The sequence below is a fragment of the Vibrio sp. 1-1(7) genome, assembly GCF_013048485.1.
In the GTDB taxonomy this organism is placed as follows: Bacteria; Pseudomonadota; Gammaproteobacteria; order Enterobacterales; family Vibrionaceae; genus Vibrio; species Vibrio fujianensis.
Genome location: NZ_VHSP01000004.1, coordinates 201,725 through 218,477, shown reverse-complemented (window position 1 = coordinate 218,477; position 16,753 = coordinate 201,725). Strand labels below are relative to the sequence as shown.

The 16,753-nt window shown below is 47.6% G+C and carries 14 protein-coding genes; 7 read left to right on the top strand and 7 right to left on the bottom strand.

Annotated elements, in window-relative coordinates; translation table 11 throughout:
* Window positions 1–70: 70 nt before the first annotated feature.
* Window positions 71–541 (top strand): ATP-dependent Lon protease, encoded by a 471-nt coding sequence (locus FKN05_RS13815; RefSeq protein ID WP_161427886.1) that lies wholly within the window; start codon window positions 71–73, stop codon window positions 539–541.
* A gap of 88 nt (window positions 542–629) precedes the next feature.
* On the opposite strand, the gene FKN05_RS13810 is transcribed toward FKN05_RS13815, so the two are convergent.
* Both FKN05_RS13810 and FKN05_RS13805 read right to left on the bottom strand, forming a co-directional pair.
* Window positions 630–2,951 carry a Tex family protein gene (locus tag FKN05_RS13810; protein WP_161427885.1) on the bottom strand — a complete coding sequence of 774 codons (2,322 nt, stop codon included), beginning with the start codon at window positions 2,949–2,951 and terminating at the stop codon, window positions 630–632.
* Window positions 2,952–2,969: 18 nt separating this feature from the next.
* Window positions 2,970–3,641, bottom strand: a complete 672-nt coding sequence (locus FKN05_RS13805) for a hypothetical protein (RefSeq protein ID WP_170887765.1) — start codon at window positions 3,639–3,641, stop codon at window positions 2,970–2,972.
* A 136-nt stretch (window positions 3,642–3,777) separates the two neighbouring features.
* Here FKN05_RS13805 and greB point away from each other — a divergent pair, with 136 nt between their 5' ends.
* Together greB and FKN05_RS13795 are read left to right on the top strand one after the other, a co-directional pair.
* Entirely contained in the window at window positions 3,778–4,269 is a 492-nt protein-coding gene (gene greB, locus FKN05_RS13800) for a transcription elongation factor GreB (protein WP_099610241.1), read from the top strand.
* A gap of 23 nt (window positions 4,270–4,292) precedes the next feature.
* The gene (locus FKN05_RS13795) at window positions 4,293–5,291 is read left to right on the top strand and encodes a LacI family DNA-binding transcriptional regulator (RefSeq protein WP_099610242.1); all 999 of its coding nucleotides are present in this window, start codon (window positions 4,293–4,295) and stop codon (window positions 5,289–5,291) included.
* Here the strand turns inward: FKN05_RS13795 and edd are convergent, their stop codons facing one another.
* The gene (edd, locus tag FKN05_RS13790; protein ID WP_170887784.1) at window positions 5,292–7,103 is read right to left on the bottom strand and encodes a phosphogluconate dehydratase; all 1,812 of its coding nucleotides are present in this window, start codon (window positions 7,101–7,103) and stop codon (window positions 5,292–5,294) included. It abuts the gene before it with no gap.
* 11 nt (window positions 7,104–7,114) lie between these two features.
* Window positions 7,115–7,639 carry a gluconokinase gene (locus FKN05_RS13785; protein WP_099610243.1) on the bottom strand — a complete coding sequence of 175 codons (525 nt, stop codon included), beginning with the start codon at window positions 7,637–7,639 and terminating at the stop codon, window positions 7,115–7,117.
* Between the two features lie 158 nt (window positions 7,640–7,797).
* Here FKN05_RS13785 and FKN05_RS13780 point away from each other — a divergent pair, with 158 nt between their 5' ends.
* The 4 genes from FKN05_RS13780 (at window position 7,798) to envZ (ending at window position 12,135) form a co-directional block, all read left to right on the top strand.
* Complete coding sequence (locus FKN05_RS13780) at window positions 7,798–9,171, top strand: GntP family permease (protein WP_099610244.1); 1,374 nt, start codon at window positions 7,798–7,800, stop codon at window positions 9,169–9,171.
* Window positions 9,172–9,180: 9 nt separating this feature from the next.
* Window positions 9,181–9,789, top strand: coding sequence for a bifunctional 4-hydroxy-2-oxoglutarate aldolase/2-dehydro-3-deoxy-phosphogluconate aldolase (locus FKN05_RS13775; protein ID WP_099610245.1), 609 nt, complete (start codon window positions 9,181–9,183; stop codon window positions 9,787–9,789).
* A 209-nt stretch (window positions 9,790–9,998) separates the two neighbouring features.
* A complete protein-coding gene (gene ompR / locus FKN05_RS13770) occupies window positions 9,999–10,721 on the top strand; it encodes an osmolarity response regulator transcription factor OmpR (RefSeq protein WP_170887764.1) in 723 nt (240 codons plus the stop codon).
* A gap of 106 nt (window positions 10,722–10,827) precedes the next feature.
* Window positions 10,828–12,135, top strand: a complete 1,308-nt coding sequence (envZ, locus tag FKN05_RS13765) for a two-component system sensor histidine kinase EnvZ (RefSeq protein ID WP_170887763.1) — start codon at window positions 10,828–10,830, stop codon at window positions 12,133–12,135.
* A gap of 156 nt (window positions 12,136–12,291) precedes the next feature.
* Here the strand turns inward: envZ and FKN05_RS13760 are convergent, their stop codons facing one another.
* From FKN05_RS13760 to trmH, 3 genes are all read right to left on the bottom strand, one after another.
* Entirely contained in the window at window positions 12,292–13,692 is a 1,401-nt protein-coding gene (locus tag FKN05_RS13760) for a uracil-xanthine permease family protein (RefSeq protein ID WP_099610248.1), read from the bottom strand.
* A gap of 222 nt (window positions 13,693–13,914) precedes the next feature.
* Window positions 13,915–15,993 carry an ATP-dependent DNA helicase RecG gene (recG, locus tag FKN05_RS13755; RefSeq protein ID WP_170887762.1) on the bottom strand — a complete coding sequence of 693 codons (2,079 nt, stop codon included), beginning with the start codon at window positions 15,991–15,993 and terminating at the stop codon, window positions 13,915–13,917.
* 70 nt (window positions 15,994–16,063) lie between these two features.
* Complete coding sequence (gene trmH, locus FKN05_RS13750) at window positions 16,064–16,750, bottom strand: tRNA (guanosine(18)-2'-O)-methyltransferase TrmH (protein WP_099610249.1); 687 nt, start codon at window positions 16,748–16,750, stop codon at window positions 16,064–16,066.
* Window positions 16,751–16,753: the final 3 nt, after the last annotated feature.

Sequence of the window (16,753 nt, the reverse complement as noted above, 5' to 3'; positions counted from 1 at the left end):
GTCGATAATTAAGCTAACCCGAAAGCGTTAAGGTGCTTGAGGGACGGGCGATGCTGAGGAGGTTTCAGCGATGATCGTGTCACCAACGCATGTTAGTGTGCCACTTATTGCCCCATCAGTGAATATTCAGACAGAGCAAGCGTCACGAGATAATCGGAGCCGCGCGCCTGTTACGGCAACCGTAGAGCTGACCAAATCTCAGGCTGAGCGTAAAATCAAGGAGGATGATAAGCGGCGTAAACATTCGGCTTGGGATCCAGCAGAGCATCCTGGTTATGAGAAGGAGAGCGAGCGCGATACCGCCGCATTATTACGTGAAGAGTCACGTAATGAGTTAGATCGCTTGTTTGATTTATTAGCCTTAGCTTCTTACAGTGAAGAGCAAGGTAAGGGTTATGCGATGCGCTTTCGATTGCCAAAGCGAATCATTGATGCAGCGATAGCTGAGGGCCAAATGGCTCGCCGGCGTACCGTGATAAAATTCTATTACGGGCACGCGGTTGCGCCCAATACGCCCTCGGATGTGATAGCCATCTTGTAGTCGTCATCACAAGGTGGATGATAAAAGAGCAAAATCCCCATCGGCAATGAGTCGATGGGGATTTTTTCTGGCTCAAGCGAGCCCGTGGCTACTTTTTGGCTTTAGCAAATGCGGCCGCAAAGGCACCACTCATGGCACCAGCGTTGGCTTTTTCATTGTGTCGAGTCGGTTTTATCTGACGAGGCGAAGCTTCTGAACGAGATGAAGCGCGAGTTGCCCGCGCTGAATGTTGCCCGGGCTCATCATTTAAACGCATAGACAGAGCGATTCGCTTACGCTGCGTATCAACTTCCATCACTTTTACTTTGACAATATCGCCCGCTTTAACCACTTCTCTCGGGTCAGAGACAAAGCGATCGGTGAGTGCTGAAATATGCACTAAGCCATCTTGATGGACGCCAATATCGACAAAAGCACCAAAATTAGCCACATTCGACACCACCCCTTCGAGCACCATGCCAATTTCTAAGTCTGCAACACGATTAACGCCTTCCGCAAAGGTCGCGGTTTTGAACTCAGGACGGGGATCTCGCCCCGGTTTATCCAGTTCTTTAATAATATCGGTGACCGTTGGAACACCAAAGAGATCGTTGGTGTAATCAACCGCATGGAGTGAACGAAGGAAGTCACTATGTCCAATCAGTGACTTGAGCGCTTTATGATTTTTTTCCGCAATCATTTTTACCACTGGATAAGCTTCGGGGTGAACCGCGGAAGCATCCAGAGGATTTTTTCCATCCATAATGCGCAAAAAGCCCGCGCACTGTTCAAAGGCTTTAGGCCCAAGGCGAGGGACTTTCTTCAAGGTGTTGCGGCTATCAAATCGGCCATTCTCATCGCGATAGTGAACAATATTTTGCGCTAGAGTGGCTGATAACCCAGCGACACGTGTTAGCAGGGCGGCTGATGCGGTATTAACATCGACCCCGACGGCGTTAACACAATCTTCTACCACTGCATCAAGGCGTTTTGCCAGTAAAGTCTGGCTCACATCATGTTGATATTGACCGACACCAATCGACTTCGGATCAATTTTGACCAACTCGGCCAATGGATCTTGCAAACGACGAGCGATGGAAACTGCGCCTCGTAGTGAAACATCCATATCTGGAAATTCTTTTGCGGCCAGCTCGGAGGCTGAGTACACGGAAGCTCCCGCCTCACTGACCATTATTTTTTGCACTTTTAACTGCTCACGTTTAATTAAATCGGCGACCAAGCTGTCTGTCTCTCGTGAGGCGGTTCCATTGCCAATTGCAATCAAATCAACATGATGTTTTTTGACCAAAGTGGCGAGCGTTTGCAACGCGCGATCATATTGATTCTGGGGTTGGTGAGGATAAATGGTTTCGGTGGCAAGCACTTTACCTGTTGCATCCACCACCGCAACTTTACATCCGGTACGCAAACCGGGATCGAGACCGAGTGTTGCTCTTGGGCCGGCAGGCGCGGCCATCAATAAATCTTTAAGATTGGTGGCAAATACATCAATGGCTTCGAGTTCCGCTCGCTCTTTCATCGCCCCCATTAATTCTGTTTCCATATGCATCGACACTTTAATTCGCCATGCCCAACTGACCACCTGTTTACGCCAAGAATCTGCCGGTGCTTGGCTCAGCGCCAAACCGTAATGTTCTGCAATCAGGGTTTCACAATAGGAGTGGCGAAGCGTCTCTTCTTGTTCTGGGTCTGCATTCACGCTTAAAGTTAAAAAACCTTCATTACGACCACGCAGCATAGCTAAAGCTCGGTGCGACGGCACTTTGCTGATTGGCTCGCGGTGGGCAAAATAATCTTTAAATTTTTCACCTTCTTGCTCTTTACCACTGACAACTAACGACACAATCTCAGCATGGCGTTGGAGGTACTGACGAATTTTTCCGAGTAAGTCGGCATCTTCCGCAATACGTTCCATAATAATAGCTCGAGCACCATCAAGGGCCGCTTTGGCATCGGTAATACCTTGGTTGGGGTTTAAGTAGCGGTTGGCTTCTTGTTCTGGGTCAACATCGGCGTGTTGCCATAAGCGTTCCGCCAGAGGTTCAAGCCCAGCCTCAATGGCAATTTGTCCTTTCGTGCGTCGCTTAGGTTTGTAAGGCAGGTAGAGATCTTCTAAGCGAGTTTTATTCTCGGCGCTGAGAATTGCTTGCTCTAATTGAGGTGTTAACTTACCTTGCTCTTGAATCGATTTGAGAATCGATTGGCGACGATCTTCCATCTCTCGCAGATAAGCTAGGCGGCTATCTAAGTGGCGCAGTTGCGTATCGTCTAAACCGCCCGTCACCTCTTTACGGTAGCGGGCAATAAAAGGGACGGTGTTACCGTCATCAATTAGGGTTACAGCGGCGATTACTTGTTCGGAGCGAACATTTAGCTCCTCGGCAATCTGTTGGCAGATAGCTTGGCTCATCCGTCGTCTCTTTGTCTATCAATGATGTACAGATTGTACGTAGCCAGGCATCGGCTGCAACGTCTTTTCTGTGATTGGATGATTTTTAACGTAATTTAGACAAGCGGAATAAAAAATAAAACTATAGCCTAGCAGTTCTAGCCCTTCTTGTAGGGCATTTTTGAAGCCATGTACATAGGCATCACCCATGATACTCATCCAAAATAGGCTACCGCTACCAAATACTCGACTAAAAATAAGCAAAATTAATAAACCAATAAGTAAAAAAGGGTAGGCTTTGGTGTGAGTAAAATTAGCCATGGGTTGTAACACGGAGCCTTGGCAGCGAAAGACAGCATAACCAATAGCAACAACAGCGCATAAGATTGCAGGAATAAGCCAGAAACCATGCCAAAGGAGATCAAAAAACTGATCAAGTTCGCGAATAACAACGCAGAAGAAAAATCCAGCTACAAGAGTATAGAAGCCGCGTTGTTGTGGTAATTTGTAGGCTAGTTTTGTAAATAATAGTGCACTGATTAAGGCAAAGAGTTCTTGGGTAATTTCGGTAGCTCCAATTTCTGGTACACCGTGTTGGAAAATGTTGAGATCCACATAGACCATGATGGGAGCCAGTAAGGTTAAGAAAGTCAGTAATAGAGCTTCTAGAATGTGTCGCTGAACCGTTTGCCTGGCGGTGAGTTGTTTCATTGGCGGATCCTAGTTGTGGAGAAAGCGTAGTCGATTATTATATGAACGCTGTTTTTAATTTCAATACTTTTCGTGAGGTTTATCACGAAAATGAATTATTTTAATTTCTGTAATCACCTTGTCCTGGGAGTCAATAGTGAAAACCAAACTCATCACTCGCGCGGGTTATAATCAGCTTAAACAAGAGCACGATCATCTATGGCATGAGAAGCGTCCGGAAATTACTAAGATCGTGACGTGGGCAGCCAGCCTTGGTGACCGCTCAGAAAATGCCGATTACACCTTCAATAAACGCTTACTCCGGCAAATTGATCGTCGTGTTCGTTATTTGCGTAAGTTATTACCAGAGTTAACCATTGTCGATTACTCCCCTCAGCAAGAAGGGCGAGTCTTTTTTGGTGCTTGGGTAGAAATAGAGAATGAAATGGGCGAGAAAAAAACCTTACGCATCGTTGGGCCAGAAGAAATTTATGGTGAGGCGAAAGGTTATATCTCGATTGATTCTCCAATGGCACGAGCCTTGTTAAAAAAACAAGTGGATGACGAAGTCACGGTAAAAACGCCAACTGGTGATAAACTCTGGTTTATTAATGCTATTCGTTATGAGAAAGAGTCCACCAACCGATAAGATAGGTTGGGGCTAGGAACCGTATGCAAAAGAAAACAAGACCCACTTTGCAAGATATTGCCGATCAGGTTGGTATGACCAAAATGACGGTTTCACGCTATTTGCGTGACCCCAGTTCAGTGGCAGAAAAAACGCAAAAAAAAATATCTCAAGTAATTGAAAGTATAGGTTATATTCATAACCGCGTGCCCTCTATTATGTCTAAATCCTCTAGTCGGGCGATTGGGATTATATTACCGTCACTATCGAATCAAGTGTTTGCTCACCTAGTACAAGGTATTGAAGAGGTCACTCAAGCGGCGGGGTACGATACCTTAATTGCCCATACCGGTTATAACGTGCAGGTCGAAGAAAACAAAATTGCCGCTTTTCTCTCTTATCGGGTCGATGCGCTGATTTTAACCGAAACCAACCATACCGAACGCGCGTTACAAATGCTTAAATCCGCCGGTATTCCGGTCGTGGAAACGATGGAGATCCCCTCTCAGCCGATTGATATGGCGGTCGGGTTGAATCATGAACAGATCTCTTATGAAGTGATACAGCAATTGATCGCCAGAGGTCGAAAAAAAATCATCTATTTAGCGGCTCGGTTGGATACTCGAACAAAACTGCGGATGCAAGGCTATCAGCGTGCGATGGAGGAAGCGGGGCTTTTGCCCATCCAAGTCTCTACCGGAGAGCATTCTAGTTTTACCTTGGGCGGCGAGTTATTACAGCAGGCGCTCGAGCAATATCCAGATATGGATGCGATTTTCTGTACCAATGATGACCTAGCCATTGGTGCCATGATGTATTGTTCTCATCATGGTATTGCGGTGCCTCAACAAATTGCTGTGGTGGGCTATAATGCGCTCGACATTGGTCAGGCCATTATTCCTAAATTAACCAGTGTTGAGACTCCGCGTTTTGCGATTGGTAAAAAAAGTGCCGAGCTATTGCTGACGGCACTGTCGGGTCAATCGGTTGAGCCTAAAGTGTATGATTTAGGTTATCGCTTAACCCCGGGTGCAAGTTGGTAATCATGGCTCAAGTGGAGCAAAGAGAAAGCTAGCCCCTTGATCGGCAGGCGTGACGTGTTGACGCGCGATCGTGAACAGTTCACGCCCCCAGCTCTGCTGCTCTTGTTCGGTGAACAGAAGGGGAGGCTGGCGGTCTGCTAACGAGACTAAGCAAGTTAATTCGCCATTTTTCGCATCCAACCGTAAGCGATCACCATCACGAAGTAACCCGATTGCTCCTCCGCGTAATGCCTCTGGTGAAACATGTATTGCGGCTGGAATTTTACCTGATGCACCAGATAAACGGCCGTCGGTTACTAATGCCACTTGGTAACCTGCTTTTTGCACATTCCCCAGAATGGGCATCAGCTTGTGTAATTCCGGCATGCCATTGGCTGCTGGCCCACTATAGCGAACCACGACAATACAATCTTGATTCAGCTCTCCAGCTTGATATGCCGCTTCGACATCATGTTGTGAGTCAAACACCTTGGCCGGAGCTTCAATGCAGTGATGCTCAGGTTTTACCGCAGAAATTTTAATCACCGCTTGCCCGAGGTTGCCTTTTAATACCTTAATCCCCCCGCTTGTTTGAAATTGTTGATTTTTAGTTGCGATCACTTGTGGATCGTGGCTTTCTTGGCAGGCTTGCCAATGCAGTTGCCCATCAATGAGCGTTGGACGAGTTAACTGGTCGCTAAATTGGCCAAAAGCAGGCGTGACATCACAATGCAACAAATGCCGCTCGTGTAAACGCGTCATCAACATGGGAACGCCCCCCGCTTGCTCGAAGGCATTGATATCGGCCGTTCCATTTGGGTAAACATTGGTCAACAAAGGCACGACTTGAGATAAATCGCTCATATCTTGCCAAGTGAGAATCAAGCCAGCTGCTCGAGCCAACGCCACCAAGTGAATGGTATGGTTGGTGCTTCCGCCTGAAGCCAAAAGAGCGATTAAGCCATTAACCAGGCTTTTTTCTGTCACCACGTGGCAAAGCGGACGATAATTCGGTGTGCCCGGTGCCATTGCGGCAATGGCCTGAGCAGCATATTCAGTTAATGCGTGACGAAGAGGGGTGTTGGGGGCTACAAACGCCGAACCAGGAAGCATTAAGCCCATTGCCTCAAAGACTAATTGATTGGTGTTTGCGGTACCGTAAAAGGTGCAGGTGCCCGGTGAGTGGTAGGAGCTACACTCCATTTCAAGCAATGCATCTCGGCCCACTTGCCCAGCACTATATTTTTGCCGAATATCGACTTTTTCTTCATTACTGATCCCGGTTGACATTGGGCCAGCGGGAATAAATGCCGTAGGGAGATGAGCATAACTGAGTGCTCCCATTAATTGTCCCGGTGCAATTTTATCGCAAATGCCAAGTAACAGTGTGCCGTCAAACATGTTGTGGCTGAGTGACATAGCCGTCGCTTGCGCAATCAGATCACGGGAAAATAGCGACATATCCATCCCTGGTTGACCTTGAGTGACACCATCGCACATTGCAGGAACCCCACCGGCCACCTGTGCCGTATGGCCGCAAGTTTTGAGTGCAGCTTTAATTCGTGCAGGGTAATCTTGATAAACTTGATGTGCACTGAGCATGTCATTATAGGCTGTAATGATCGCCAAATTGGCTTTGGTTAAATCCAGAATCTGGGATTTTTCATTCTGACAAGAGGCGGCAATAGCGTGCGCTAAGTTGCCACAGGATAAGCTTGCCTTTCCTTTCCCTTTGGCCCGTTGTTGCTCTGTCCGGTCTAAAAATTCTTGACGCAAAGCTTGGCTTCGGGCCGCGATACGTTCTGTGACAGCGAATACCGTTTTATCTAACATGATTGCGTTATCTAACATGATTGCGTCTCCCGTTGTTGTAGCGCGGCGATGGCCTGTTCGACGACACCATCAATATCTCGAGCAATATTGATGGTAAGCACATCTTTTTCTTCTGCGCTTGGCCGTTGTAAAGTCGCAAACTGGCTGTCTAACATGTCGCTTTTCATAAAATGCCCTTGACGTGCACGCATTCGCTCGATAATGAGCGATTTATCGCCATCAAGAAATAGGAAAGTTACATGTTGGTTGCCTTCTCGAATCTGATCGCGATACGCTTTTTTCAATGCTGAACAGACGATAATGCCTTGTTCACTTTTATTTTCTAAGCTGAAAGCGGCATCGCGGATGCGCTCTAGCCAAGGTGCTCGGTCATGATCATTGAGGGGTTCACCACGGCGCATTTTTTCAATATTTGCCCGAGGATGAAGATCATCGCCATCAATAAATTTTGCGCCAAGGCGTTGGGCGATCAATGCGCCAATTGTACTTTTTCCGCAACCACTGACGCCCATCACAATAATGCTATTACCCGTCATAGCGACTCCTTATTGCGAGATCTGAGCCAGATCTCAATTTTGAACTTTGCCGTAAAAATTGACTTTATCTTAGTGTTGTTATCGGTAACATGTTACCCGTAACTTTTAGATTTGTGAACTAAGACACAAACATCCTATCCTTGATAAAGGTGAACAACATGGAACAACTTGCACATAGCCCTACCTATCTATTACTGATAGCTGCCTGCGCCATCCTTGCGTTGTTGGTGCTGATAATGAAGTTAAAAGTACACGCTTTTGCGTCGCTCACTTTAGTGAGCTTTGGTACCGCGCTTGCGACCGGAATTCCTGCTGAAAAAGTCGTCCCCAGCATGATGTCCGGCTTTGGTGGTACCTTAGCCTCCGTAGCACTACTGGTTGGCCTTGGTGCCATGATCGGCAAAATTTTAGAAGTGACCGGCGGCGCAAAAGTGCTCGCCGATACATTAATCGGTCGATTTGGTGAACAACGCGCCCCATTAGCTCTCGGGGTCGCATCCCTGATGTTTGGTTTTCCGATCTTTTTTGATGCTGGCTTAATCGTCATGATGCCGATTCTGTTTAGTGTGGCGAAACGATTCGGAGGCTCTCCGCTGAAGTATGCGTTACCTGCCGCAGGGGCATTTGCGGTTATGCATGCTTTTGTACCGCCTCATCCAGGCCCAGTCGCGGCAGCCGAACTGCTTGGTGCCGACATCGGTTTACTGCTGGTTGTCGGATTACTGGTGGCTATTCCTACTTGGTATTTAGGGGCTTATCTCTTTGGTTTATATTGTGGTGAGAAATTTAACATTCCACTCTCTAAAGCGTTTTTAAACACCGAAGTGATGTTTAAAGATCCCTCCGATCTACCAAAATTTTCGACCGTACTATTAATTTTGGTGTTACCCGTGTTACTCATTTTCATGGACACCGGGCTCAATACCTTAGCGGTAGCAGGGATGATTGATGGTCAAAATCCTCTGGTCGGTTTTTTACGCATGTTGGGTAAAACACCGATAGCGCTGCTCATCACCTTATTAGTTTGCCTGACAACCTTTGCCGGTAAATACGGTATGAGTAAACTAGAAAAACTGTGTACCGATGCATTGGCTCCGATTTGTGCGGTGATTTTGGTTACCGGTGCGGGAGGGATGTTTGGTGGTGTTCTGCGTGCCAGCGGTATTGGTCAAGCGTTGGCCGACGTACTAGCACACACCGGAATGCCGGTGATTGTTGCTGCCTTTGTTATTTCAACTTGTTTGCGGGTTGCACAAGGCTCAGCAACGGTTGCCTTAACGACTACCGCCGCGCTGATGGCCCCGATTGTCTCGCAAACGACTGGTTTGTCTGAACTGGATTTATGCTTTATCGTGATCGCCATCGCGGGTGGGGCAACGGTATTGTCACACTTTAATGATTCAGGGTTCTGGTTAGTCTCTCGCTTACTTGAGATGGATGAGAAAACCACACTCAAAACTTGGACAGTAATGGAAACTCTGCTTGGTAGTATCGCGTTTATTATTGTCGCGACCCTAAGCTTTATTTTGTAAGGTGGATCTATGATTACTCTTGAACAACGATTAGCTGAGATAAAAGTTGTCCCAGTTATTGCGATTAACGATGCCAAACAGGCGGTTCCATTAGCTAAAGTCTTGGTGGAGAACGGCCTACCCTGTGCCGAAGTCACGTTTCGCACTGAAGCGGCAGAAGCGTCAATTCGGTTGATGCGTGAAGCGTATCCAGAGATGTTAATTGGTGCAGGCACCGTATTGACAACAGAACAAGTGGATAAAGCACAGCAAGCCGGTGCTGATTTTATTGTCAGCCCAGGGCTAAACCCAACCACAGTGAAATATTGCCAGCAGCGACGCATTGCGATTGTCCCTGGGGTCAATAATCCAAGCTTAGTTGAACAAGCAATGGAAATGGGGTTAACCACATTAAAGTTTTTCCCTGCTGAACCTTCTGGTGGCATTGCGATGCTTAAATCACTGGCGGCTGTTTATCCGGTGCGGTTTATGCCAACCGGTGGTATCAACCCCGGTAACGTGCAAGATTACCTTGCTTTAAGCTCCGTTGTGGCGTGTGGTGGAACATGGATGGTGCCGACTGAACTGATCGACCGCGGTGACTGGGATGCGTTAGCGCAACTGATACGCGAACGATAATCGAGCAAGCCAACCGTAAGGTTGGCTTTTTCTCTAATGTCAATAGACCCTAGCGACGTCGATGTCGCTTTTTTTGTCAACCATCTACGCTATGATATTGATAAGTAATAAATGCTAACAATTCTTTGAGTGGCTCGCCGACAAACAGTGTTACATTTTGAGTGATAAACCCGTTTGGGTGGCCTCTCTTTTTCGTGGGATCTGTGAACATGCAAGAAAATTATAAAATCTTAGTGGTTGATGATGATGCGCGATTACGTGCACTGTTAGAGCGCTACCTATCTGAACAAGGCTTTCAAGTCCGGAGTGTGGCAAACAGTGAGCAGATGGATCGTTTACTCAAGCGGGAAACCTTTCATCTAATGGTGTTAGATCTGATGCTACCGGGAGAAGATGGCCTCTCGATTTGTCGCCGCTTGAGAAATGCCAATAACACCATTCCCATTTTAATGCTTACCGCAAAAGGGGATGAAATTGATCGCATCGTTGGGCTTGAAGTGGGTGCCGATGACTATCTACCCAAACCCTTTAACCCGCGAGAGTTACTGGCACGTATTAAAGCGGTTTTACGTCGTCAAGTCATTGAAGCACCGGGCGCACCGAGTGCCGATGATACCATTGTCGAATTTGGCGAATTTCGGCTCAATTTGGGCACACGAGAAATGTTTCGTGGTGATGAACCCATGCCGTTAACTTCAGGAGAATTCGCCGTACTCAAAGCGCTGGTCACCCACGCTCGTGAGCCGATGTCGAGAGACAAATTAATGAATATGGCACGAGGACGAGAATATTCTGCAATGGAGCGCTCAATTGATGTGCAGATTTCACGTTTAAGACGGATGCTAGAAGTGGATCCCAGTAAGCCGCGTTACATTCAAACCGTATGGGGCTTAGGCTATGTCTTTGTTCCTGATGGAAAATCAGCCAGTTGATTGAACGATAAGCCAGTGGTGTGACTGGCTTTTCCAGCATAGAGGATTGGACCGATGCGGCATCTGCCGTGGTACTCCTTTTCCCCCCATTGATTGTAGGTGCCTTATGCGCATTCGCAGCTCTTTTACCCAAACGTTATTACTCTTTTTTACTTTGTTGATTGCTAGCCAAGCCTACTCTTACTATGCATTAATCAACTACGCCATTATCCCCAGTTTGCAGCAGTTTAATAAAATTCTTAGCCATGAAATCAGCCTGATGTTGGATGACTCGTTTAGCGAGGTCGACCATGAATTGGATGCCTCAATGCGTTTACGAGTGCTGGAAAAACTGGGCGTTGAATTATTCCATGCTGACAGCTCGGCAGGAGAGCAATTTCAGCGGGCGATCAGCATTGACTTAATGAGTGAAGAGATGAGTAAAGAGCTGGGATCATTCACGCAAGTCCGTATGGGAGTAGGCAAAGAAAGCTATATTTTATGGATGAAGATCGAAGCACTACCAGACAAAATATTACGGATTCCTCTTTCTGAGCTGAGAGAAGAGGATTTTGCCCCATTATTTCGTAATAGCATCGTGGTGGCGATTTTCATTCTAGTCGGAGGTTGGTTATTCATTCGCTTACAGAATCGCCCATTGAGCCTGTTAGAAAAAGCCGCCATCTCGGTGGGACGCGGTGAAATTCCGCCACCTATTGCCGAAAAAGGGGCCAGCGAAATCCGTGCGGTCACTCGGGCTTTTAATCAAATGTCTCAAGGCATTCAAGCATTAGAAGAGGATCGGGCACTACTGATGGCCGGGATCAGCCATGATTTAAGAACGCCATTAACACGTATTCGCTTAGCCACCGAGATGATGTCACCAGAAGATAGCTACTTAGCGGAAGGGATCATTAGCGATACTGAAGAGTGCAATGAAATCATCAGCCAGTTTATGGACTATTTAAAACCGGTCGATAAGCAGACGTTTCAATCGGTCGATTTAAATGACATTGCCAGTGATGTCGCGTGTTCTGAAGGTGGATATGAAGTGCAGATCGATGCGCAATTATCACAAGACATTGAGCCAGTGTTTGGCAACCCGATTGCGATTAAGCGGGCGGTCAGTAATTTAGTGGTTAATGCCCTGCGCTATGGCAATGGCTGGGTGCAAGTGAGCACTGGGATCACCGCAGATAAAAAAATGGCTTGGGTGTGTGTGCAAGACAATGGCCCAGGGATTGAGCCCAGCCAAGTCAATAAAGTGTTTGAACCCTTTATTCGTGGCGATACCGCTCGAGGAAGTGAAGGCACCGGACTTGGGCTGGCGATTGTAAAACGGATTGTAAGCCAGCACCATGGTGCGGTGGTGCTCAATAACCGTGCCGAAGGCGGCTTAAAAATTCAACTCAGTTTCCCAACCCAATCTCGTTAGATTATTGAAGCGGTTGCCCAGAACAACCGGCTTGGGGGAAGGTGCGAGATGTTCTAATTGGGTTTAAATATTAAGCGTCATCAAGTTTATTGACTATCATGTGAAGAAAGTACAGTTATCCTCGGTGACGCGAGCGCGGTAAGCATTGCGGGCATTTTATTCTTGCTCTAGGGCTTGCTCGGTTATGGTTGCTTTAGCGCGAGCGTTATGCTCGGGTAACAGCAAGTTAAGCACAATGGCGGTAATGCCACCTGCGGCGACGCCAGATGAGAAAATACTCTTAATAAACTCGGGCATAAATTGCAGAATTTCTGGTTTTTGTGCAATACCTAAGCCCATTGAAAACGACAGAGCCATAATCAAAATCGCACGTCGGTCGAGGTCAACGCGAGAAATAATTCGTACCCCGGCTGCGGCAATGGTGCCGAACATCACAATGGTGGCTCCCCCGAGTACCGGCTCTGGGATCAGTTGTACAAAACTTGCCACTCCGGGAAATAAACCCAGTAAAACCAACATTGCGGCAATAAAGTATCCGACATAACGGCTGGCGACACCGGTGAGCAAAATTACCCCATTGTTTTGGCTAAACGTGGAATTAGGAAAACTATTAAAGACAGCCGCTAGGGCCGAGTTCAGGCCATCGGCCAAGACGCCGCCCTTAATCCGTTTCATATAAATTGGGCCTTTGACCGGCTCGCCAGACACTTCCGATGTGGCGGTAATGTCTCCAATTGCCTCTAACGCGGTGATCAAGAAAATAAGAACTAAAGGAATAAATAACGACCAATCAAAACTGAGCCCGTACTGCATTGGGATCGGCAGCGCCATCAAGCTACTTTGTGGCTTTTGGCTGGTATCCACCATGCCCATCAAGTAAGCCATGATATACCCCACCACCATGGCAATCACAATCGAAGCGACTCGGACATAAGGGTTTCGGGCGCGATTTAAGATCACAATCAAGGCCAATACGGTGCCCGCTAACGCTAGCTTATCTAAACTGCCGAACGTGCCATCACTTAATGCGGCATAACCACCGCCGATAGAGACAAGGCCAACTTGCACCAAGGTTAAGCCGATCAAGGTTACCACAATACCGGACACTAATGGGGTGATGATACGTTGGGCAAACTGCAAAATGCGCGAGAGCAAAATTTCCGCAAAAGAGGCGACTAAAATGGTACCAAAGATGGCCGCCATCATGCTGGAGATATCGGCACCACCAGCTTTTAACGCTAAACCTGCGCCAATAATTGGGCCTAAAAAGTTAAAGCTGGTGCCTTGAATAGAGAGCAAACCGGAGCCAATCGGGCCGAAGGTGCGAATCTGAATAAAGGATGATAAGCCAGACGCAAACAGCGACATGCTAATGATGGTGTTGGTTTGATCCGCAGGAACCCCTAGTGATTGACAAATAATCAAGGACGGTGTGATGACCGCAACAAACATGGCAAGCAAGTGTTGCAGTGCCGCAAATAGGGTTTGTGGTAGAGGTGGACGATCATTTAATTGATAGATCAAGTCCGATTGGCGTGAAGCGTGTGGCTGACTCATGGTGTTATTCCTATCGTGTCTGGCTGAGTGCGCTGAATGGGCAGTCACCGTCGAGTTGAGTGTTTACCTGTGATTGCTGTTAATCAGGCTCAACTCTGAGTGTTAATAACCATCAGGTTATTTTGGGCGGCGATTATAGAGGTTTTTATCAAAAAAGCAAACGATTGCTTTTGGGCGTTGATCCCTTGCTCTGTTATGGTGGGTAAAAGTACGCCACCGCAATTAGGCTTTGGCGTAAACGTCTCGTTCTGCTAACCAACGCTCAATAATCGCTTTCGCATTGGTGGGATAGTGATCGTGAATATGACGCGCAAGGCGTTGTACTTCAGGAATCAGCGATTGATCGCGAATTAAATCGGCAATTTTAAAATCGGCTAGGCCGGTCTGCTTGGTGCCCAAGAGTTCGCCCGGGCCTCGAATCTCTAAATCGCGCTGCGCGATAACAAAACCATCATTGCTTTCGCGTAATACGCCAAGGCGTTTTTGAGCGGTTTTTGAGAGTGGGGCGTGGTAAAGCAAGACGCAATGGCTGGCGACAGAGCCTCGTCCGACTCGGCCACGTAATTGGTGCAGTTGTGCTAATCCTAAGCGCTCTGGGTTTTCAATGATCATTAAACTGGCATTTGGGACATCGACCCCAACTTCGATAACGGTCGTCGCGACCAGTAGATGCAGTTGGTTGTCCTTGAAGGCTTGCATAACTTGCTGTTTTTCAGCTGCTTTCATTCGCCCATGAACTAAACCAATATTGAGTTCGGCTAATTGTTGCTGCAGTTCTTGTGCGGTATCGGCAGCCGCTTGTGCCTCCAAGACTTCTGATTCATCAATTAAAGTACAAACCCAATACGCTTGTTTATGTTCGTTAAGGCAAGCGTGTCGAACCCGTTCAATGATGTCTGCGCGTTTGGTGTCTGGAATCGCCACGGTCTGAATCGGTGTTCGACCGGGAGGCAGTTCGTCAATCACTGAGGTTTCTAAATCGGCGTAAGCAGTCATGGCTAAGGTGCGAGGAATGGGTGTGGCGGTCATAATTAACTGATGTGGATACGCTCCTTGTTTAGCGCCTTTCTCACGCAGCTCAAGACGTTGATGGACACCAAAGCGGTGTTGCTCATCAATAATCACTAACGCGAGTTGATGAAACGCCACTTGCTCTTGAAAGAGCGCATGTGTGCCCACCACCATTTGCGCCTCACCACTGGCAATGCGAGCAAGTTCAGTTTGTTTGGCTTTACCTTTCAATTTACCCGCTAACCAGCCGACAGCAATACCCATCGGTTCAAGCCATTGGCTAAAATTAATCGCGTGCTGTTCTGCCAGCAGTTCGGTCGGAGCCATCAGTGCGACTTGATAACCGTGTTCGATAGCTCGAACTGCGGCTAGGGCGGCAACAAGGGTTTTTCCTGAACCCACATCACCTTGAACTAAACGCATCATTGGGTGCGGTTTAGCAAGGTCGGCTTCGATTTCACGCACCACGCGAGCTTGGGCTTGGGTTGGGCTAAAAGGCAATTGAGCTAACAATTGATGTTTTAATTGCTGGCATTCTGGCAACGGAAGGGCCGTATCTTGCTGGCCTTGACTGCGCACCGCTAGCATGGATAAGTTTTGGGCCAATAATTCTTCCATGATCAAGCGAAGTTGAGCGGGATGACGCCCTTGATCAAAGAGGGTGAGGTCGAGGCCTGCCGGAGGACGATGAATGGTGTGCAGTGCTTGAGCGAGAGTCAGTTGATCAGGATATAACCCACTGGGTAATAGATCATCCACCGCCGCTTTATCGAGTAAACTTAACGCTTGCTCAGTGAGGTTACGCAAGGTGGTTTGCCGTAACCCTTCAGTGGTGGGATACACGGGGGTTAAGTGGGTTTCGGTGACGCTCTCTTGCGTGGCGGTAAAAAACTGGTAGTCAGGATGAATGATTTCTAACCCCTGATGACCACGCTTGATTTCACCGTAAGCGTAGATGGGTTTTCCCTCGGCAAAATTATTTTTCATCGCCGCAGTAAAGTTGAAGAAGCGTAAGGTGAGGGTGCCATTGCCATCACTGATTTTGACCGTGAGCATTTTTTTACGACCAAAATGGGTGTCCACCGTCATGACCTTACCTTGTACTGCTGCCCATAACCCAGGGTGGAGTTTGATGATGGGATAAATTCGAGTACGGTCTTCGTAGCGCAGCGGTAAATGGAAAAGTAGATCTTGTACGCTGTGTAAGCCAACTTTAGCCAATTTTTCAGCGACTTTAGCGCCGACACCAGAGAGTGACGTTAACGGGATAGCTGAAAGAAGTTGCGACATAGGATCAACCCACTGAGTTAGGCTCAATGGGCTTTATTCAACCATTGAGCTGTGTATTTGTACAGGGAAATTATCCGCGTTGCATCGCGTTCCACCAATTTGGGTCGGCAATAATCTCGCCTTTTTCATTTAATGATGGGTAAGGCAGCCCTTTGCGTTTAGCGACCTTGGCTAAGACCGGATGGCCTCTTTCAAACAAAATGCGTTGAATGGTCTGCTCGGATAGCGGACTTTGTTCTCGTTGATACATGCCCGCTTGTTGCCGTTGCCGTTGAGCCTCGTAGAGAATCAGCGCGCAGGCGACCGAGACATTAAGCGATTGCACCATCCCAACCATGGGGATGACAATATCTTGATCAGCTAACGCTAAGGCGTGGTGAGAAATACCCGTTTTTTCACTGCCAACGACGATGGCGGTTGGTTGGGTATAATCAATGGCCCGAAAATCCACCGCATGCTCAGATAAGTTGGTCACCAGTATTTGCATACCTTGCGCTTTCAGATGGGTGATGGCCTCTTGGGTACTATCGTGAGTTTCGACCTCTACCCAGTTACGAGCACCAGCAGAAGTGTGGCTCAGCGTTCGCATGGGTTCACTCGGCCAGACGGCATGGATTTGGTGCAGTCCTACCGCATCTGCAGTCCGAATGACAGCAGAAACATTATTCGGTTTATGTACCTCCTCCAAGCAAACGGTTAAGTCTGGCTGGCGTGCTTTGAGCACCTCTTGAATACGTAAGTAGCGTTCTAAATTCATAAC

Bases quoted from the DNA above. Each gene is read 5' to 3' on its own strand.
- FKN05_RS13815 (WP_161427886.1), top strand. From the start codon at position 71: ATGATCGTGTCACCAACGCATGTTAGTGTGCCACTTATTGCCCCATCA.
- FKN05_RS13810 (WP_161427885.1), bottom strand. From the start codon at position 2,951: ATGAGCCAAGCTATCTGCCAACAGATTGCCGAGGAGCTAAATGTTCGC.
- FKN05_RS13805 (WP_170887765.1), bottom strand. From the start codon at position 3,641: ATGAAACAACTCACCGCCAGGCAAACGGTTCAGCGACACATTCTAGAA.
- FKN05_RS13795 (WP_099610242.1), top strand. From the start codon at position 4,293: ATGCAAAAGAAAACAAGACCCACTTTGCAAGATATTGCCGATCAGGTT.
- edd (WP_170887784.1), bottom strand. From the start codon at position 7,103: ATGTTAGATAAAACGGTATTCGCTGTCACAGAACGTATCGCGGCCCGA.
- FKN05_RS13785 (WP_099610243.1), bottom strand. From the start codon at position 7,639: ATGACGGGTAATAGCATTATTGTGATGGGCGTCAGTGGTTGCGGAAAA.
- FKN05_RS13780 (WP_099610244.1), top strand. From the start codon at position 7,798: ATGGAACAACTTGCACATAGCCCTACCTATCTATTACTGATAGCTGCC.
- FKN05_RS13775 (WP_099610245.1), top strand. From the start codon at position 9,181: ATGATTACTCTTGAACAACGATTAGCTGAGATAAAAGTTGTCCCAGTT.
- ompR (WP_170887764.1), top strand. From the start codon at position 9,999: ATGCAAGAAAATTATAAAATCTTAGTGGTTGATGATGATGCGCGATTA.
- envZ (WP_170887763.1), top strand. From the start codon at position 10,828: ATGCGCATTCGCAGCTCTTTTACCCAAACGTTATTACTCTTTTTTACT.
- FKN05_RS13760 (WP_099610248.1), bottom strand. From the start codon at position 13,692: ATGAGTCAGCCACACGCTTCACGCCAATCGGACTTGATCTATCAATTA.
- recG (WP_170887762.1), bottom strand. From the start codon at position 15,993: ATGTCGCAACTTCTTTCAGCTATCCCGTTAACGTCACTCTCTGGTGTC.
- trmH (WP_099610249.1), bottom strand. From the start codon at position 16,750: ATGAATTTAGAACGCTACTTACGTATTCAAGAGGTGCTCAAAGCACGC.